Annotated in this window: 16 protein-coding genes, 1 tRNA gene and 1 rRNA gene; 1 reads left to right on the forward strand and 17 read right to left on the reverse strand. The window is 33.5% G+C overall.

Annotation, left to right across the window (positions count from 1 at the left end; genetic code table 11):
- Positions 1-23: 23 nt before the first annotated feature.
- From ACZ5N4_RS16985 to ACZ5N4_RS17050, 14 genes are all read right to left on the reverse strand, one after another.
- Positions 24-1,022: an ATP-NAD kinase family protein gene (locus tag ACZ5N4_RS16985; protein ID WP_464203689.1), complete on the reverse strand. Its 999-nt coding sequence runs from the start codon at positions 1,020-1,022 to the stop codon at positions 24-26.
- Positions 1,023-1,061: 39 nt separating this feature from the next.
- Complete coding sequence (locus tag ACZ5N4_RS16990; protein ID WP_464203690.1) at positions 1,062-2,033, reverse strand: alpha-ketoacid dehydrogenase subunit beta; 972 nt, start codon at positions 2,031-2,033, stop codon at positions 1,062-1,064.
- Between the two features lies 1 nt (position 2,034).
- Positions 2,035-3,015 (reverse strand): pyruvate dehydrogenase (acetyl-transferring) E1 component subunit alpha, encoded by a 981-nt coding sequence (pdhA, locus tag ACZ5N4_RS16995; RefSeq protein ID WP_464203691.1) that lies wholly within the window; start codon positions 3,013-3,015, stop codon positions 2,035-2,037.
- Between the two features lie 15 nt (positions 3,016-3,030).
- On the reverse strand, positions 3,031-3,402 hold the full coding sequence (locus tag ACZ5N4_RS17000) for a Lin0512 family protein (RefSeq protein ID WP_308038813.1): 372 nt from the start codon (positions 3,400-3,402) through the stop codon (positions 3,031-3,033).
- 138 nt (positions 3,403-3,540) lie between these two features.
- On the reverse strand, positions 3,541-5,496 hold the full coding sequence (locus ACZ5N4_RS17005; RefSeq protein ID WP_464203692.1) for a sigma-54-dependent Fis family transcriptional regulator: 1,956 nt from the start codon (positions 5,494-5,496) through the stop codon (positions 3,541-3,543).
- A 217-nt stretch (positions 5,497-5,713) separates the two neighbouring features.
- The gene (pdxT, locus tag ACZ5N4_RS17010) at positions 5,714-6,310 is read right to left on the reverse strand and encodes a pyridoxal 5'-phosphate synthase glutaminase subunit PdxT (RefSeq protein WP_464203693.1); all 597 of its coding nucleotides are present in this window, start codon (positions 6,308-6,310) and stop codon (positions 5,714-5,716) included.
- 1 nt (position 6,311) lies between these two features.
- The gene (pdxS, locus tag ACZ5N4_RS17015; RefSeq protein WP_464203694.1) at positions 6,312-7,181 is read right to left on the reverse strand and encodes a pyridoxal 5'-phosphate synthase lyase subunit PdxS; all 870 of its coding nucleotides are present in this window, start codon (positions 7,179-7,181) and stop codon (positions 6,312-6,314) included.
- 399 nt (positions 7,182-7,580) lie between these two features.
- Positions 7,581-9,089 (reverse strand): 16S ribosomal RNA (locus tag ACZ5N4_RS17020).
- Positions 9,090-9,354: 265 nt separating this feature from the next.
- Positions 9,355-9,430 (reverse strand) — tRNA-Met (locus ACZ5N4_RS17025).
- 557 nt (positions 9,431-9,987) lie between these two features.
- Complete coding sequence (locus ACZ5N4_RS17030) at positions 9,988-11,169, reverse strand: pyridoxal phosphate-dependent aminotransferase (RefSeq protein ID WP_464203695.1); 1,182 nt, start codon at positions 11,167-11,169, stop codon at positions 9,988-9,990.
- Between the two features lie 244 nt (positions 11,170-11,413).
- Positions 11,414-12,148 carry an N-acetylmuramoyl-L-alanine amidase CwlD gene (gene cwlD / locus ACZ5N4_RS17035; protein WP_464203696.1) on the reverse strand — a complete coding sequence of 245 codons (735 nt, stop codon included), beginning with the start codon at positions 12,146-12,148 and terminating at the stop codon, positions 11,414-11,416.
- 132 nt (positions 12,149-12,280) lie between these two features.
- Positions 12,281-12,502, reverse strand: coding sequence for a YdbC family protein (locus ACZ5N4_RS17040; RefSeq protein WP_464203697.1), 222 nt, complete (start codon positions 12,500-12,502; stop codon positions 12,281-12,283).
- 327 nt (positions 12,503-12,829) lie between these two features.
- Entirely contained in the window at positions 12,830-13,594 is a 765-nt protein-coding gene (locus tag ACZ5N4_RS17045) for an SDR family NAD(P)-dependent oxidoreductase (RefSeq protein WP_464203698.1), read from the reverse strand.
- A gap of 66 nt (positions 13,595-13,660) precedes the next feature.
- Positions 13,661-15,070 (reverse strand): pyridoxal phosphate-dependent decarboxylase family protein, encoded by a 1,410-nt coding sequence (locus tag ACZ5N4_RS17050; RefSeq protein WP_464203699.1) that lies wholly within the window; start codon positions 15,068-15,070, stop codon positions 13,661-13,663.
- Positions 15,071-15,212: 142 nt separating this feature from the next.
- Here ACZ5N4_RS17050 and pdxR point away from each other — a divergent pair, with 142 nt between their 5' ends.
- Positions 15,213-16,703 carry a MocR-like pyridoxine biosynthesis transcription factor PdxR gene (gene pdxR / locus ACZ5N4_RS17055; protein ID WP_464203700.1) on the forward strand — a complete coding sequence of 497 codons (1,491 nt, stop codon included), beginning with the start codon at positions 15,213-15,215 and terminating at the stop codon, positions 16,701-16,703.
- A 152-nt stretch (positions 16,704-16,855) separates the two neighbouring features.
- Here pdxR and ACZ5N4_RS17060 read toward each other — a convergent pair whose 3' ends face one another.
- The 3 genes from ACZ5N4_RS17060 to ACZ5N4_RS17070 form a co-directional block, all read right to left on the reverse strand.
- Complete coding sequence (locus ACZ5N4_RS17060; RefSeq protein WP_464203701.1) at positions 16,856-18,820, reverse strand: FtsX-like permease family protein; 1,965 nt, start codon at positions 18,818-18,820, stop codon at positions 16,856-16,858.
- Positions 18,807-19,574 (reverse strand): ABC transporter ATP-binding protein, encoded by a 768-nt coding sequence (locus ACZ5N4_RS17065; protein WP_464203702.1) that lies wholly within the window; start codon positions 19,572-19,574, stop codon positions 18,807-18,809. The genes ACZ5N4_RS17060 and ACZ5N4_RS17065 overlap by 14 nt, the downstream gene beginning before the upstream one ends.
- A gap of 182 nt (positions 19,575-19,756) precedes the next feature.
- Entirely contained in the window at positions 19,757-20,809 is a 1,053-nt protein-coding gene (locus ACZ5N4_RS17070; RefSeq protein ID WP_464203703.1) for a sensor histidine kinase, read from the reverse strand.
- Positions 20,810-20,824 lie beyond the last annotated feature (15 nt).

Raw genomic sequence — 20,824 nt, forward strand, 5'->3', positions numbered from 1 at the left:
CCCCTTTTTTAATATCTTCAAAACTAATCTATTTTGAAAAAACCACTTTTTTGAGCTATTTCTAATGCGTTTATGATGTCAACCCTCAGTGGACCATTCCTCGTTATTTTAAAAGTAAATCTTTCTCCAGCCTTAAAGGTAATTTCCCGTTCTCCGTCTAAAGCAATAGTTCCTGCTTCTTTACTAGTAAATTCACACTGATTATTAAGATTGATTATATCAACATCTCCCATATAAATAGGTGTTATAATTCCAGCTGCAACTGGTGCAATAATTTTGTGTTTATTATTCATTAAATCAACACTTACTCCAAAATCATCATTTTTACTCACAATTATTTTACATCCGACAATAGCAGAAAAACCTATTGATGCCGGGTGTGCTTTTGAAACAATAATCTTTAATATATCATTAATATTCCATATAGCTTTGCTGCCAACATATAAATTCTTTGAAATTACTACATCTATCAAAGCAATGTCTATTAATCTTTCATCTTTATAAATCTCAATTCTTTTATCTTTAGAACATATTTTGTTAATGTCAAATTTCTTAGAAGCAATTACTCCTGCTGCCATCCCTGCCACTGTTCCTTCTATCACCTCAGGGTAAACATTATTTGTACCTGTAGACAGGGCTATTATTGGTGTATATTTTATAATCTTAGCTACAGCCCTACTTGTCCCATCTCCTCCTAGGACAACAATACAGTCTACTTCTAATTCTTCCATTTTTTTAGTTGCATTTATAGTGTCCTCTAAAGTACCAGTGATTTCTATATCTAAAATGTTTACTTTAGCTGTGAGCTCCCCCAAAGTTAATAAGTTATCTTCAACTTTATATCCGATTTGATAAACATCAGGCATAATATAAACATTACTCACACCACATGCTTGCGCAGCTAGAATTATTCTTTCAACTATATTTACCTTTTCATTATTATCAACTGTTGTAGCATGAGATACAAGTCGTCTAATATCTTTACCAGAGGATGGATTGGCTATAATTCCAATTTTATTCATATACAACCTCACCTAATTTTTGGGGGAAGTCCCCCCCCATTAAAATAATTTTTTAACCCCATCAACTATATCATTGGAATTAGGAAGCACAAAATTTTCAAGGACTGGTGAAAATGGTATTGGAGTGTTAAGTGCTCCAATTCTAACTACAGGTGCATCGAGATAATCAAAAATTTCTTCACTTATGATAGCAGAAATTTCTCCACCATATCCCCCTCTTTTATTTTCTTCTGTAACAACTAATGCTTTGTTAGTTTTCTTTACAGAATTAAATATAGCTTCTTTGTCCAGTGGGAATAACGTTCTTGGATCTACTACCTCCGCTTCAATACCTTCCTTTGAAAGCTGCTGTGCAGCTTTTAAGGCTTCATGAACCATTTTGCCTGTAGCTATAATAGTAATATCTTTTCCTTCTTTCTTTATATCAGCCACTCCAAATGGTATTGGTTTGATATCATCTGGCACTTCACCTTTTAAGCTATATATTCCTTTATGTTCTATAAATGCAACAGGATTGTCATCCTCTATGGCTGTAAGCAGTAATCCTGCTGCATCAGCTGGGGTTGACGGATAAACAACCTTAAGTCCTGGTACATGTGTAAGCCAAGCTTCTAAGGATTGTGAGTGTTGAGCTGCAGCTGATAGTCCACCGCCACCTGGCAATCTAACAACCATTGGAAGACTTATTTTTCCTCCAAACATATATCTAAGCTTTGCAGCTTGATTAACTAACATATCCATTGCAACTGTAACAAAATCTGCCATCATTATTTCTGCAATTGGCTTTAATCCTGTAGCAGCTGCTCCTATAGCACATCCAACTATTGCTCCTTCAGATATTGGAGTATCTCTTACTCTTTTTTCACCAAACTCTGAATGAAGTGTTCCTGTTAACCCGAAACAGCCTCCAAATGCTCCAACATCTTCTCCAAGTATTAAAACGTTTTCATCTTCTTTCATTTTAATTCTCATTGCTTCTCTTATAGCTTCCATATAAGTCATAGTTTTCATATTATCTTACCTCCTCTTTTATGTCACTATAGACATCTTCAAGTGCTACTTCTAATTCCGGCTGAGGACTGTTATCTGCAAATTCTACAGCTTCTTTAATTTGGCTATCAATATCAGTTTGTACTTCCTTGATTCCTTCTTCGTTTAAAATCCCATTCTCAAGTATATATTTTTCAAACCTTGGTATAGGATCTTTTTTTACCCATTCTTCCTGTTCTTCCTTTGGTTTATATGTGCAAGGATCTCCTTCAAAGTGCCCTCTTTGTCTATAAGTTTTGCATTCTACTATTGTTGGCCCCTTACCTTCTCTGGCTCTTTTTATAGCCTCAGCTGCTGCTTCATAAACTGCAAAAACATCATTCCCATCCACTACAACCCCAGGAACATTATAGGCCACTCCTCTATCTGCTACATCCTTAATTGCCTGATGTCTCTTCTGACTTGTAGATATCCCATATCCATTATTTTCACATACAAATACAATTGGTAGTTTCCACACGCTTGCCATGTTCAACGCTTCATGAAATGTACCTTGATTTGTTGATGCATCTCCAAAGAAACATATACAGACTTGATCAGTTCCTCTGTACTGTGCACTTAAACCTGCTCCTAAGGCTAGATCATGACCAGCACCTACTATACCATTTGCTCCTAGAATACCTTTTGTGGCATCTGCGATATGCATTGAGCCACCTCTTCCTTTACAATATCCTGTTGCTTTTCCAAAAAGCTCCGCCATCATATATTTTAAGTTTCCACCCTTTGCTACTATGTGACCATGACCTCTATGAGTACTTGTTATATAATCGTTATCATTTAAACTAGCACAAACACCTGTTGCCACTGCTTCTTCTCCTATATAAAGATGAATAAATCCAGGAATTCTTCCTTCTGCGGAAGCATTCATAGCAACTTCCTCAAATTTTCTTATTTTTAACATAGTTTTGTACATATCAATTACTTTACTATTTGATATATTCAATGTTATTCCCCCCACTCAATTTTTTTCAATACCTACTTCAATACAAGCTATTGCAACTTCTATGCTGTCATCAACGTCTCCAAAGGCTGGATAATACAGCCCTGAGGTTTTTAGCCCCCCTTTAACCGCTACTACATTCTTTTTTCCTATTGGCAAACACCTTTTAATTTTTTCTACATCGATTTTTTCTGGATCTGAAACCGCTACGGTAACCTTTACAATAACTTCATTTTCCATATCCTTCAGCTCTAAAATTTCTTTTAGGCCGCAAAGGCAGCTTCTTGATACAGCATCTGTAACAGCTTTTTCTGCTGCTCTGTTGACACTCTGTCCGTGAAAATCAGCTCCTAATCCGAATTCTATTACAAACCTCCTAATAAAACACACCCCCTTTTCTTCTACTATTATTAATTAGCAAAAGATATGCCAATACTTAATTTACTGAAAATTCTTATGTTGATAAATAATGCTTTTACTTAAGGTTCATTTTGGGAAAAAGGAAAGTGCCAAAGTGGGAATTTTCAGTTATTTTTCCCACTTTGGCACTGTACTTAATTCATACTTTTTTATTTTTCTGTAAAGTGTAGACTTTCCTATACCGATTAGTTTACTTGCCTTAACAACATTTCCATCACAATATTCTAATGCTTTAACAATTAAACTTTTTTCTATTTCTTCTAGCTTGTCAGGTTTAAATTCATTATTATTAGAAAAATCTATGACTTCTTTGTTATTTTCATTAATATATTCAGGTATAAATAAATGAGATATAATGTCGCTTTTCGATAGATAGTATGCCCTTTGAATAACATTTTCTAATTCTCTAACGTTTCCTGGCCAATTGTGTTTTTTAATGGAATTAATAAACTCTTTATCAAACGACTTCTTTGTCTCAGAATTTTTATCATTTAGTCTCTGCAAAAAAAATTCTGCACAAAGTTCAACATCTTCTGGCCGTTCTCTAAGCGGAATCAATTTTATATTAAATACATTTATTCTATAGTACAGATCCCCTCTAAAATTATTTGCTTGAATTTCATTATATAAATTTCTATTTGTTGCAGCTATAACTCTTACATCTAATTTTCTTTCGTACTTTCCGCCAATCCTTGTTATAGTGTGGTTATCTAAAACTCTAAGAAGCTTAGATTGAATTTCTAGTGGCAGCTCCCCGATTTCATCCAAAAAAATTGTTCCTGTATTTGCTAGTTCGAACTTTCCAGGACAGCCTTCTTTAGAAGCCCCAGTAAATGATCCTTTTTCATATCCAAAGAGCTCACTTTCCACTAAATCCTTTGGTAATGCAGCACAATTTATTGCTACAAATGGTCCATTACGTCTATTACTTGCATTATGAATAGAGTGTGCGAACAATTCCTTACCAGTTCCGCTTTCTCCGTTAATTAATACAGTACAATCATTAGCTGCAATGCTTTTAGCTTCTTGAACAACAGATATCATTTTAGCATTATTGGTTATTATGTTATCAAAGGAATATTTTGAAGAAAAACCTGCTATCTTGTTAACCACATGTCGCAAACTATCAACTTTTTTAGCAAGAATTACAAAACCTATATGTTTTTCCTCCTTTTGTACTAGTGTAACACTTATATTACATTCTACTATACGATTATCTAAATACAAGCTAACCTCTCTATAATTAATTTTATTACTTTGACTAAAGTTATTTATATCTTTAATTATGTCTCTTAACAAAGCTTTGATATCAATTTTATAGAACTCTTGCTGAGGTATCTTTAATAGTTCACACATCTTTAAATTAAAATCTCTTACCGTAAAATCATTATCTATAACTAAAATTCCATCATCAATAGAATTAAAAGCTGTTTCTGCCCACTTCCTATGCTCGATTATTGAGAACTGCTTCTGTATAGCATTTGCAGCTTCAACAACTATTCCAAGAGTATGTGAATGAAAATCATAAAAGTGACCAGATAAATCAATAATTCCTATAATCTTTCCTTTATCATTATGTATTGGTGCAGCAGAACATGTCCATCCATGTTGATTTTTACAATAGTGCTCTGCGCCTAAAGTTTGAATTGGTTTGTTTAGATGAAGGCATGTACCAATGGCATTTGTACCTACATTTTCTTCTGTCCATTTACATCCTTTCAAAAAATGTAACTTTGTATTCTTGTCCATTATTTTTTCATTTCCAATGACTTCAAGAACTACCGCATTCTCATCCGTTAGAATAATAGAGTAATTTGACTCCTTCAAAAGATTAAATATATCAAGCATAACAGGTATTGCTATTTCAATAAGTTCCTTATGTTCGTCTAATATTTTATTAAATTCACTTCTAGATAACTCCTTGCCTTTTCCGTCACTTGGATTAACCTCATATTTTTTACATCTAATCCAAGAATTTAAAATATCTTGCCTTATATCCTTGGGCATCTCATTATGCTCTACAAATCTCATCCACTGATTTTCAGCTTTCAAGACATCAATCATAATTATCACCTTCTCCAGTTATAATAATTAAGTACCAATAATTTTTATCATTGTTCAGTCATGGTAATTTATACTATAATCACTTTAATTATAGTACTTTACACAAACAGGAATCAATGCTTTATTGCATATGGATTGATAAAAGCTATATCTTCTTTGGCATTATAAGTAAAATAGCAGGAAAGACTCTTATCTTTCCTGCTCTTCTATTCTTTTTCTAAGAAATATTTGTACAACTTATATTTGACTTATTGCACAGTTCTAAAAAATATTTGTGAAATTTAAGGTCCTTAGTTAATTCTGGATGAAATGACGTTACTAACATATTATTTTGTATTGCCGCTACAATATTTCCATTTAACTTATGTAATATCTCAACATTATTCCCTACATCTACAATATAAGGTGCTCTAATAAAAATAAGCGGTATAGTCTCTTTGGTAACTTTATCAATAACAGCTTCTGTTTCAAAACTATTTATTTGACTGCCATAGGCATTTCTTTTCACTTTTATATCCATAACTGAAAGATGAGTATTATCTTCACTATCAATTTCTTTTGCCAATAATATCATTCCTGCGCAAGTTCCCCAAACTGGTAACCCTGATATTATTTTTTCTCTAAGAGGATTAAGTAAATTTCTCTCTCTTAAAATCTTGCCTATTGCAGTACTTTCTCCTCCAGGAAGGATTAATCCGTCAATTCCCTCTAAGTCTTCCAACTTTTTTATTTCAACAGCATCAGATCCCAGAGCCTTTACATGATTAATATGTTCTCTAACTCCGCCTTGGATGGATAGGACTCCTATCTTCATCCTACCAGCCCCTTTCAGCGTATCTGTTACTTAGATCCCTTAAGTCTAATCCACTCATTGGTTCTCCTAAATCCTCTGATACTTCTGCCAAAACTTTAGGATCATTATAATAGGTTGTGGCAAGCACTATAGCCTTTGCTCTTTTTTCTGGATCTGAGGATTTAAATATTCCTGAACCTACAAAAACACCTTCTGAACCAAGCTGCATCATAAGTGCTGCATCTGCTGGAGTTGCTACACCACCGGCAGCAAAATTAACTACAGGTAATTTTCCTTCTTTCCAAACATATTTTACAAGATCATAAGGCGCACACATTTCTTTAGCAATAGTCATTAGCTCTTGTTCTGATGCATTTCTTACTTTTCTAATATCATCCATCATGGTTCTCATATGACGAACAGCTTCAACAACATTACCAGTACCTGCTTCACCCTTGGTTCTTATCATTGAAGCACCTTCACCTATTCTTCTAAGAGCTTCTCCAAGATTTTTAGCTCCACAGACAAACGGCACTTTAAAATCCCATTTATTAATATGGAAAGCTTCGTCAGCAGGTGTTAAAACTTCACTTTCATCAATATAATCTATTCCTAAACTCTCTAGTATTTGAGCTTCTACAAAATGTCCTATTCTAACCTTAGCCATAACTGGTATTGAAACCGCTGCTTGGATTTCCTTAATCATTTTTGGATCGGACATTCTTGCTACTCCACCTTGTTTTCTTATATCAGATGGAACTCTTTCTAAAGCCATAACAGCGCAAGCTCCAGCTTTTTGAGCTATTTCAGCCTCCTTTGGATTTACAACATCCATTATTACTCCACCTCTAAGCATCTGAGCAAGATTTTTGTTCAATTCATATTTTTCCATTTAAATACCCCCTAATAATGTTTTTGTAAAATTATTTGCTTCCTCTGAAACTATAATATATTAAATTTACATTTATCCAAAATGTATCGATACATTTTTAGAAAACCCTTATCAAAAGAATTTACTTTGATAAGGGTTTTCTCATTAAATAAAAATATTAAATTTTTATACTATAGTCGTATAACGAACTCTATGTTTCAGATGGAGTTTTAAGAGAAATAAAAAGTGTGACTTAAGCTACTTACTAGCATAAATCACACATAAATTCCATAAAACAACATTATTTATATATTTGCCTAAATTATCCGTTCAAAGCCATTTAGCCTTCTAATCCTTCAAAATTAAACAGAGTGTAAACAAACCTTCAAAGTAGAATTACCTACTTTGTCGACTCCTTAGAAAGGAGGTGATCCAGCCGCAGGTTCTCCTACGGCTACCTTGTTACGACTTCACCCCAATCACTAACCCCACCTTCGGCCGCGTCTTCCTTACGGTTAGACTACGGACTTCGGGTGTTGCCAGCTCTCATGGTGTGACGGGCGGTGTGTACAAGGCCCGGGAACGTATTCACCGCGACATGCTGATTCGCGATTACTAGCAACTCCAGCTTCATGTAGGCGAGTTTCAGCCTACAATCCGAACTGAGGGTAATTTTATAGTTTTGCTCCACATCACTGTATTGCTTCTCTTTGTATTACCCATTGTAGCACGTGTGTAGCCCTAGACATAAGGGGCATGATGATTTGACGTCATCCCCACCTTCCTCCCGGTTAACCCGGGCAGTCTCACTAGAGTGCTCAACTTAATGGTAGCAACTAATGATAAGGGTTGCGCTCGTTGCAGGACTTAACCTAACATCTCACGACACGAGCTGACGACAACCATGCACCACCTGTCTTCCTGCCCCGAAGGGCTTCCTCCATTACGAGTAATTCAGGAGATGTCAAGTCTAGGTAAGGTTCTTCGCGTTGCTTCGAATTAAACCACATGCTCCGCTGCTTGTGCGGGCCCCCGTCAATTCCTTTGAGTTTTAATCTTGCGATCGTACTTCCCAGGCGGAGTACTTATTGTGTTAACTGCGGCACAGAAGGGGTCGATACCTCCTACACCTAGTACTCATCGTTTACGGCGTGGACTACCAGGGTATCTAATCCTGTTTGCTACCCACGCTTTCATGCCTCAGCGTCAGTTACGGTCCAGAGAGTCGCCTTCGCCACTGGTGTTCTTCCTAATCTCTACGCATTTCACCGCTACACTAGGAATTCCACTCTCCTCTCCCGCACTCTAGACTTCCAGTTTGAAATGCAGCACCCAAGTTAAGCCCGGGTATTTCACATCTCACTTAAAAATCCGCCTACGCATCCTTTACGCCCAGTAAATCCGGACAACGCTCGCCACCTACGTATTACCGCGGCTGCTGGCACGTAGTTAGCCGTGGCTTCCTCCTTTGGTACCGTCATTATCGTCCCAAAAGACAGAGCTTTACAACCCGAAGGCCTTCATCACTCACGCGGCGTTGCTGCATCAGGCTTTCGCCCATTGTGCAATATTCCCCACTGCTGCCTCCCGTAGGAGTCTGGACCGTGTCTCAGTTCCAATGTGGCCGATCACCCTCTCAGGTCGGCTACGCATCGTCGCCTTGGTGAGCCTTTACCTCACCAACTAGCTAATGCGCCGCGGGTCCATCTCAAAGCGGATTGCTCCTTTAATTAGTTCTCCATGCGAAAAACTAATGTTATGCGGTATTAATCTCCCTTTCGGGAGGCTATCCCCCTCTTTGAGGCAGGTTACCCACGTGTTACTCACCCGTCCGCCGCTAATCCACCCCGAAGGGTTTCATCGCTCGACTTGCATGTGTTAGGCACGCCGCCAGCGTTCGTCCTGAGCCAGGATCAAACTCTCAATTTAAAAGTTTGAATGCTCATTACTGTTGTTTTTGACTACTAACAAGTAGTTCAAAAGAATTGCTGGTTTAGTTTACTTAATAAAAATCATCTTGATTTTTAACCTCTGTTTAATTTTCAAGGATCATCTGTCATTCAAGACAGCTTATACAGTTTCTCATACTTACTTAACTTTGTCAAGAACTTTTTTAAATTCTTTTTGTTAAGTCTAGCTGCTCTTGACAGCTTCATTATAGTATCATACAAGCTAATTTGCTGTAAATACTTTTTGGTTGCGGGGGCAGGACTTGAACCTACGACCTTCGGGTTATGAGCCCGACGAGCTACCAGCTGCTCCACCCCGCGACATTCATTTTTTACTTTTGTCGCTCGCTCTAGCAACGAATGTTATTGTATCATCTTTATAGTTATTAAATATTACTATCAACTGCTTTAGGCTAAGCATACACAGGTAATACTCTAATAACCTCTTGAATCCTTTCTATCTAACATACTGACACACCTGGTCTTGTTGTACCACTCTTTTTTAGTTAAAAGCTGATACATAACATTTACATAATAAAATTATCTATGACTCTCAACTATTTATTTCTTCTTTTCTTTTATGAAAATTATCAACTTAAATTTATATGAACACTAACCAGAAAGTTAACTTACACGTAGGGATATGTTTCCAAAGCTGAAGATAGATTTAAAAACTTTGTGCCAGTCTTAACGAAGAATTTTAAGACAACCTTAGCACCCTTCGATGTGTTTGAGCATAGCGAGTTTATCGAAGGGTCTTAGGTCGTCTAAAACTCGAGCTTTAGACTGGCTAAAAGTTTTTAACGTACTGAAGCTTTGAAACATATCCCGTAGTGTAAGTCAACTTTCGGTCTTTAACCCTATATGTTAATTTATTTTTACTTAAACTCCTGAACTAATTTTTCGAAGGCAGGAATTGATCTTTCAATCATATCAAATTTTACACAATAAGACATTCTAAAATGTCCTGGACATCCAAAGCCACTTCCTGGAACAAGTAATAAATTATATTTCATAGCTCTTTTAACAAATTCTACATCATCATCTATCAATGCTTTTGGGAAAAGATAAAAAGCTCCTTGTGGCTTTACACATTCAAATCCTAATCTTGTTAGATTATCATATAAGAAGTTTCTTCTTTTTTCATATCCAGTAATATCTACCTTAGCGTTTATTGCATCTCCAACAACCTTTTGGAATAGTCCTGGAGCATTAACAAAACCAAGAGTACGATTGCAGTAGGCTAATGCATCTGCAAGAATATCTGCATTTTCTATTTTGCTACTTACAGCTATGTACCCTATTCTTTCTCCTGCAAGACCTAAAGATTTACTAAATGAATTTACTATAATAGTGTTTTTAAAAATAGAAAGCAAACTTGGAACTTTAGCGTTATCATAAACTATCTCACAATAAGGCTGATCTGAAATAATATATATATTACTTCCATATTCTTTCTCTTTTCTCGTCAAAATTTCTTCAATGCTTCTTAAAATCTTCTCACTATATACAACTCCAGTTGGGTTGTTTGGATTATTAATTATTATAGCTTTTGTCTTCGATGTAATGCTTTTTTCTAAAATGTCTAAATCTGGCCCAAAAGTTGATTTATTAGGAGCTACTACTACTGTTTGTCCACCACAATTATCAACATAACAATTATATTCTACAAAGTAAGGTGCGAAAACAATTACTTCTTCTAAAGGATTAAGAAGTGATTTTAATACAACATTTAGTCCTCCTGCTGCTCCAACTGTCATTATAATATTATTTGCTGAAAGCTCAACTTTGCTTTCCTTCTCTAAACTTTCAGCCACTTTTGCTCTGACTTCTGTATAACCTGCATTACTCATATACCTATGTATTCCTTTTTCACCGCTTGTTACATGTTTTTTAAGTGATTCTATAACTTCTACCGGTGGTTCTGCATAAGGATTCCCTATACTGTAATCATAGACATTTTCCGCTCCATACTTTTCTGCAAGTCTTGTACCTTCTTCAAACATTAATCTTATCCATGATGAATTTTTTAAGTTATTTACTATCTTTTCTGAAAACATAAAACATCCCCCTTATTTTCTTATATTATTGAAAAGCTGCAATGTACCTTTCAACTATTTTAATTATACCATTATTTTCTGCACTTTTGTGTCTTTATATTTTAAATTAACACTTAAATCAGAATATTTTCACATCATCCATCGATTTGTTTTATACATCAAAATTGAAGATTTTGCATCTCTGCTTAAAACAAAATCACTAGATATTTAGCTTCTAGTGATTTTATTATATATATTTCAAAATCTAATAGGATAAGACTTTTTGACCTTCTGAATCAAAATACTCTTTTACTGATTTGGCCAAAGAATCTGCTATCTTATTTTGGTATTCTTCGCTCCTTAACTTTTCTTCTTCCTGTGGATTAGTTAAAAAGCCACACTCCACAATCACTGAAGGTATATCACTGTGGCACCTGAGAACCTTATAAGCATTTCCAGCAGGTTTCTCCACACGATTATTTTTCTTATCTAAGTCATTTTTGAAATTTTCCTGTATAATATGTGCTAGTTTTTCACTCTCCTGATTTTTTGAATACCATACTTGAGCGCCATGATAATAACTTTGCTCAAAAAAGTTCTGATGAATGCTTATAAAAACATCACAATTTGAATCTCTTTTCATTTTGCATCTATTGTTTAAATCTTCATTTTTTTTATTTCTTATACTTCCTGTGAGACCATAAAGTCCTTTATCGCTGTCTCTTGTCATTACAACTTCATATCCCATATTTTTAAGTCTATCTCTTAATTTTAGACTTATGCTTAAATTTATATGTTTTTCCTGACAACCTCTTTTGGATTTCGCTCCACCATCAATTCCTCCATGCCCTGGATCTATTAATATTATCTTATCTATTTCTCCTTTAACAGGAGTAGTATAAGTTGCAACAGTACTGCTATATTTCACATATACTGCACATATCATGCTCATGAATATTACAGCAATTCTTAATCTTATTTTTTTATTTATACAATTCAATACTTCTCACCTCCACTTTATGTATTTCAGATTTTCATCAGTATTTTATGTAAATTTATAATTATTATTGCACTTATGCTAAATTCGATAAATAAAAAAACACCAGACATAAATATCTAGTGTTTTTAAAATTTATAAATCTATTGTATTTAAAACGTCTCTTAATTCTATAAGTTCTTCCTTAGTAAGTGTAACTCCTTTACCCATCTTTTCATGATCTGGGGCCCAGTCTCTAATATCATACTTAGGTTCTTTATCATTCCAACTTATAAGATTTAATTCTTTCTTCCATCCTTTTGAAGATTCTGAAAGAGTACCTATCGCTTTTGTTATTTCATATTTTATCTCTGGCATATTTATACCTCTCCTTTTATATTTTCCGTACATTTTAATTTAAAAATTTAATGTTTATTTTATCTGAATGTTCTATAGTTATTTTACCATGATGATAATCAAAGTCCATAGCTTCAATTTACACTGCTGCTACTTTACTAAGGCATTCCCTCTTAATATAATATCTATTTTATAAACATTGTAATTATGTAATTTTAGATAAAACAAAATCCCCTATTGTATACCTACCTACAATAGGGGATTTTAAATAATACTTACTCATATAATTTTATGCTATTATTTTGTTTCTTCCGCTGTGTTTGGTCTCATATAAATAAAAAATAAGTTTTATTTTTTATAAACTACTCCACCAGTTGCTTGATGGGTTGCTGTTACTGTTACTTCACATATTTGAACATGATCTGGTACGGAAGCGGTATACAACACTATATCTGCAATATCTTCCGGAGTTAACGGCTTAATCCCTTCATAAACCTTAGCAGCCCTTTCCTTATCTCCATGAAATCTAATTACACTAAAATTAGTTTCTACAATACCAGGTTGTATATTAGTTACTCTTATAGGAGTATGCACTATGTCCATCCTCAATCCATCACTTATAAATTTAACTGCAGCTTTAGTAGCACAGTAAATAGTTCCCCCTGGGTATGCATGTATCCCTGCTACTGAGCCCATATTTATAACGTGACCTTTCTGATTTCCTATCATAGTAGGAACTATCTTCCTAGTCAAATATAAAAGTCCTTTTATATTAGTGTCTATCACAACATCAAATTCTTCTGGAACACCTTCCTGAACTTTTTCTAATCCTTGAGCAAGTCCTGCGTTATTTACTAATATATCTATATTTCTTAATTCTTTTGGCATATTCTCAAAAACTTCATCTATAGCTTTTTTATCTCTTACATCTAATTCATACACATAGACCTTTACTCCATATTCTTTTTCTAACTCACCTTTTAAGCTATGCAGTTTTTCCATGTTTCTTGCACAAAGTAAAAGTATAGCACCTTCCTTTGCAAATCTTCTAGCTGTAGCTTCACCTATTCCACTACTAGCTCCACTTATAAAAACAATTTTATCTCTTATCATAAACTCACCTCTTTTTAAATTTACGCTTATAGGGGTATTATACCATATATTAGTATTGTAAGAATATTACTTCAAATGGATTTTGTAAGCTTTATTTAATACTTCCCATGCAATTTCTATATCCTTTTCTTCTGTTCTCCAATTACTTATAGCTGCTCTTATTCCAGGTATTCCTTTATATACAGTTTGAGTAAAGAATGCTCTGCCATCTTCGTTAACTATTTTTAGGAACTGCTGTATTTGTTCTAATGTAGCACTATGATCACCTAAATTAATAGTAAAACAAACTACATTTAGTCTAGTATCAGACAATAACTTAAAGTTTTTAGATTCTTCAATCTTTTTACTCAATACCTCTGCTAAACTACAGTTTCTTTCAACTATCTCCTGATATCCATTTCTGCCATAAGCCTTCAAAGTAAACCATGCTGGAAGGGCTCTAAGTCTTCTAGAGTTTTCTGGCGTTAAATGAACAAAATCAGGATTTTCTGAAAGTTCTCCTAAGTATATAGCATTATTCTGGAAAACTTGAAGTTGAAGTTTAGTATGTTTTGTAAACTGCATTGCACTGTCATAAGGAACATTAAGCCATTTGTGTGCATCTACTGTAATAGAATCCGCTGCATCTATTCCTTCCATAAGTTTTTTATACTTTGGAGAGCAGGCAGCAAAACCTCCAAAAGCTGCATCTACATGAAGAAAGAAATTATATTTTTTCTTTAACTCGCCTATTTGCTTTATATCATCAAAATCCACAGTATTTACTGTACCTGCATTTGCTATAACAATGCAAGGTGTTCCATTATTTTGTTTTAAGTAGTTTTCTAATGCTTCAATGTCTATTGCTTCTCTACCATTAATAGATGGAATATAGTGCATATTATCTCTTCCCATCCCCAGCATAGATAAGGATTTTAAAATGCTTGAATGGGGTGCAGCACTTATAATTTTTATTGGCGGAAGATTATACATACCATTTTGAGCTATATCAAAACCCAATTCATTAGCCACCCACTGTCTTCCAATTGCTAATCCCACAAAGTTAGCCATAGTGGCACCAGTAACGAAAGCTCCTGAATATTCTTGTGGTAAGCCAAAGAGCTGTTTTAATAAATTAATAGTTTCTATCTCAATCTTTGCAGCACTGGAGTTATCTCTACCTGTGGCATTTTGGTCAAAGGCACTTACCAGCCAATCTCCCATTAACGCCGCAGGAGTCGATCCTCCTGTTACGAAACCAAAGTATTTGGGGCCTGTACTGGAAACTATTCCTTTATAAAACCTCTGCATGAATTCTTCTAAGGCTTTTTCTCCCCCTAAACCCTCTTTATTTAATTGAGAATTATCATAATTCTTTGAGACTCTTGGGAAAGTTGCTATCTCATCAATATCTTTTAGAAATGTACATGAATTATTTTTTACTTTCTCTAATAGATTGTTTATATTGTCTAAATCACTTTTTAAATATTTGTCCATAATTATTCTCCTTTCAAATTGTATTAGACAGATTTTATTCGACTCTATTGTTATGATATGATATAGTATTTATATCATATTATACCTTTACATTGTGTATAACAGTCAACAACATACTATAACACTCAAGGAGAAGATGAAAATGCACATAGATTTAAATAGAAGCTCTAATATTCCTTTATCAGCGCAGATTTATCAATCTATTGCTGACCGCATAGTCTCAGGCTTAATAGAAAAAGGTGCTAGATTACCTTCTGTTAGAAGCCTTTCTAAAACATTAAAGGTAAGCTTGGTTACAGTTGTTAAAGCTTATTCTATGCTGGAAAAAGATAATCTTATAGTAACCATCCAAGGAAAAGGTACTTATGTTCAGTCAGAAGATGTAGTTAATAATAACAATCCTGAAAATGATTCAACTTCCCTTGATTGGCAGCTTTCAATCACTGACCATCTTCCAAGGGCCCAATTTTGGAGACAAAATATAAATTTAAATACAAAACCACAAATTCAGATGTCTGCTGCTCACGTTCACAGCTCCCTGCTTCCTGAACAGCATATTTCTAAGCATTTATCCTCACTTGTTTTGAAAAATCCATCTTTGCTCTTTGAATATGGACCTATACAAGGAGATTTGGAATTACGAACTTCCATAGCTAACTATTTAAAAACCAAAGATGTTTCCCTGTCTGCAGAAGAAATTGTAATAACTAATGGATCACAACAGGCAATCAATTTAGTTGCCAGAACATTTATTGGAGCAGGAGATGTTGTAATTATAGAAGCTCCAACATATACTGCTGCTATTGATGTTTTTCGCTGGCAAGGAGCCACTATTTTATCTGTTCCTGTAGATAAGGAAGGAATGCGTATAGACTTACTTTTAAAAATTTGTGATTCTTATTCTCCAAAATTAATTTATACAATACCAAGCTATCATAATCCAACAGGAACCGTTATGAGTATGCAAAGAAGAAGAGAATTACTCAATATTGCAAGAGACTTTAATTGTTTAATAGTTGAAGATGACCCTTGGAGTGAGATAACCTTTGAAAAGAGTTTTTTACCATCGATTAAAAGTTTAGATACCAGTGGACGCGTAATATATATTAAAGGATTTAGTAAGTTTTTAGCACCGGGATGCAGAATTGGAACAGTATCCGCATCAGGCTCAATATTAAATAGACTTGTAGCCGCTAAAGCAAATTCTGATCTTGGAAGTCCATTACTAACTCAAAAAGCATTGTTACCTTTTCTTCAATCTAACTTTATGGAAAAACACTTGAAGAATTTAAACTCCATTTTAATTAAAAGACGTAATTTAGCTTTGAAGTTACTTACAGAGCATATGCCAATTGATGTTAAATGGACTGTTCCACAAGGAGGGCCAAATATTTGGATTACACTGCCTTCATGGATGAGTGCAGAAAATCTTCTTTTTGAAGCCCAAAGCCGTAATATTGCCTTTCTTCCTGGTTCCACATGTTACCCAAGCGAACCTGAATTTAACCATATACGTATTGGTTTCTGCTTTTTAGATGAACATCAACTAAAAGAAGGCATTCTGGCTTTATGTAGTATTATATCTTCCTTTTTAGATCAGAAATATAGCCATAATGATATTCCAATAATTTAGTAAATATTAAAAATCATAAATAGAAACTTTTTTAGTATTCTCATATCTAATTGAGATTTAAAAAGAACCCTGATAGTTAACCAACAGGGTTCTTAATTATATTACAGGGATTTTGTTTCAAATAATTTGTCTTTTTTCAAGAAATTTTGCACTTATAATCCCCAATTGTTAATCTGTTTTGTATACATTGACTTGGCAAAGGCATAATATATCGCTTGAAGCAGCAGATATATTCCAACTATAGTTAATAAATAAATGCTTAAGCTTCCACCAAGCAAATTGCTCAAGGCTTTTATAGCAAAGGTTGTGTGGCTGAATGCTACTATAAAAGGCAAAAAGAACATTATAAAACATTGAATACTTATAATTTTTTTTACTTCTTCTGATGCCATTCCCATCTTTTTCAGTGATATAAATTCCTGCCTATCCTTTTGTATTTCACTAAACATTTTAAAGTATATTATGCTTCCTGTTGCAATAAAGAACAATATGGAAATGAAAGTTCCTATGAAAAAGAATAGTGACATACCTTTCATCATTGAAGAGAAATCAATTACTCTTTCTCTAAATATATTTTCTTTTGCCTTTGGAACCATAGCCTTTATTTGAGATACAGCCTCAGCTGAACTCATCCAATCCTTTATATTGTATCCATAATAAACATACTTCTTTTCATCAGAAATTTTACTTTGAAGTCTTTTATAATCATTATTACTGATTACAACTGTGTTGGTACTTTTCTCATCAGCATTTATAATTCCTCCACTAATTTCATCTTTAAGCTTATACTTTATATTTTCACCTTCAACATTTAAATTTAAGTATTGGTTATTCACAAATAATTTATTACCCTTAGGTCCCATAAAGTTATAGGAATGCACTAATGCTTCCCCCTGCTTAAGATTAATTTCCTGTTTGTTAAATTTTCGAGCTAATGTGTTATAATCATTATTAGACATAATGTAAAAGTCTTTCTTATTAGCCATTGCTTCATATCTTGCCCTTCCACTTGCAGGCGAATCAACATTTTCAGCTTTAATCAAAATAATCTTACTTTTAAAGCTTATTTCATGCCCCTGATTTTTCAAAGTGCTTTCAACCTTTTCTGGCATTATTACATTATGATTATTTAATCCACTCTCAATAAAGCTTATATCCTGAGGATAGTTTAGCATAAGCCCAGTCTGAATACTTTTCTGAAAGGAATACACACTAGAAGATGCAGTTAAGGTAACACTTCCAAGTATTGATACTATAAATAGTATTTTTGCATTATCCTTTAATTTATATATAATTTGAGACAAAGTTATCATATTGATTCCTTTATAGTAAACTTTCTTATTTTTCTGAAGCTTACTGGTAAAATATACGCTGAATTGAGAGTATAGTAGATAAGTTCCTGAAACTGTTAAAATTAATATAGGAAACATAGTTATAATTATTGAAACCCCTGATACTACAGCCATAACATATCCTGCTGCAATAAGTAATATAGATAAAGCTGCCTTAACTCTAGAAAATTTAGGTACAGGTTTTGCAACTCTTGCTCCCTTTAATAATTCTATTATATTGTTGTTCTTAATTCTGTAGCTAGTTATAAAGCCGATTAGTTGAAATAATACAATAAAACATATGATTGTTATACCAAGTGCCTTAATAGATATTGAAAAAGGTATCTCTGCCTTCAACATCAAAATAGCAGCTATTGCCATAAAAAACAACTTAGAAAACAGTACTCCAAATATCACTCCTGTGGATATTGAAGCCGCAAAAACTACTATATTTTCAAACATAACATAGCCTCTTATCTGACTCTTTGTAAGTCCAAACATTGAAAGCAGCCCAAATTCCTTTTCTCTTGACTTTAAAAAGTTTGATATTGAATAAGTAGTGAATACTACAGTAAATATCAATATTACAATTTCACAAAGATACATTACCCTTGCAGCCATTACTCCCATACTTCCCATAGTCTTTACATTTCCAACCTGTGGATTAAATATAAAGTTTGCAAATATGAAAAACACCATAACTACTAAGGTATTGCTTAGATAGTACATCACATATTTATTTAAATTACCTTTAATATTTTTATATGCAATATTATGCAAGGTCATTGTATCTACCTCCTAATATGGAAAGAGAATCAATGATTTCTTTGAAGAATGTATGTCTGCTTCCCCCTCTTACAAGTTCTAAAAAGTACTTTCCATCTTTAATCATTATAATTCTTTTACAGAAGCTAGCTGCAAAAGGATCATGAGTAACCATCATAATTGTAGCTTTCTTTTCTTCATTTAAGTTATTTAAAGAATCCATTACGTCTTGAGAAGCCTTTGAATCTAAGTTTCCTGTAGGTTCATCTGCAAGAATTATAGATGGATTATGAATCAATGCTCTAGCACAAGCTGCTCTCTGCTGTTGTCCTCCTGAAGTCTCATAAGGCCTTTTATTTAGAATATCTTTTATATTTAAAAGAGAAGCAATGTCCTCAACTCTTTTTTCTATTTCTCTTACCTTTGCTTTATCCAGTACCAAAGGAAGTATTATATTTTCCTTAATAGATAATGAATCTAAAAGATTAAAATCCTGAAATATAAATCCTAACTCCCTTCTTCTAAATAAAGCAACGTTCTTTTCATCAAGCATGGCAGGATTTGTGCCATTTATAAATAGTTCTCCTGAGGATGGTGTATCTATAGTAGCAAGAATATTTAAAAGAGTACTTTTTCCGCTTCCTGAAGGTCCCATTACCCCAACAAACTCTCCCTTTTCTATATTTATGCTAAATTTATCAAGGGCTTTTACTTTTAACCCACCTTTGTTATCTCCATATATTTTAGTTATATTTTCACCTTTCAATACTGACATCTTTATTCTTCCTTTCCATTACACGCTAATAATTAGCGATTTTTTCAATTATGAAGTAAACTTGTTTTTATAGTTACTCAACTGCCTTGGCATAACCTTTACGTATATTATAAAAAAAATAGAGAAATCAATGTATCGATTTCCCTTTCATATACTATTATAAATCTTACAATATTGAAAGATTACAATTTAAATATATTTTTCCCTCTATGAAAAACAATAGAAAATGTAGCCCCAACTCCTTCTTGTGATTCAACCAATAAATCATGTCCAAGTTCTTCGCATATTCTCTTGGATAAATACATTCCCATACCGGTAGATTCAGCAGTTTTTCTGCCATTTTTTCCTGTAAAGAAAGCATTGAATACTCTTCCTATATCCTCCTTAGGTATCCCAATACCTTCATCCTTAATTGATAAAATAGTTTTAGACTGTTCTTGCTTTATTTCAAAAATTATAGACTTTTTTTCTTTTCGTACATCCTTTGAATATTTTAAAGCATTAATAAATATTTGATTTATAACAAAGAAAATCCACTTTTTATCCGTTTCTACAAACACATCTTCATTACCAATAATTTTAGGAAATATAAATTGACGTATTAAGGATTTTTTATTATGATTAATCACTTTTCTTACAACAGATAATATATCTATGCTTTCCACATTAAAATCCAGATTAAACTCATTAAGTCTTGCATTATACAGCATCATTTCGAGACCCTGCGAGATTCTCTCATTTTCCTCAGCTATGCTATCAAAAACCTCTCTATACTCCTCATTCTTTTGATCCTGAAGTATTAAATTTATCACAGAAACAGGCGTCTTCATTTGGTGTACCCACTGATTAACAAAATATATGTACTGTTTTCGTTCTTCCTCATATTTACTAAGTTTATCGCCATATATCTTATATGTTTTTAGAAGAATTTCTCTGTATATTCGTTGCTCTGTATTTCCAGCATCCTTTATGTTTAATATGTTATCCAAATCCCCCTTTGGGTAACGAATGTTATTTAGCTGATTATAGAAAGATTTATTTTTATAAAAATCATATAGTAAAAATAATGTAAGTAATACTATAGAAATTATAAATGCATATAGCATATTATTGAGAGTAAATACTCCATTATTAATAATTAAGGTTAAATACATTATCAAAATAACAATTGAGGTACTCATAAAATAAACTATCATGTATCCAATTCTATCTTTAAAAAAGTCTTTTAATTTCATATATGACACCTACCC

Source organism: Clostridium nitrophenolicum (assembly GCF_055391695.1).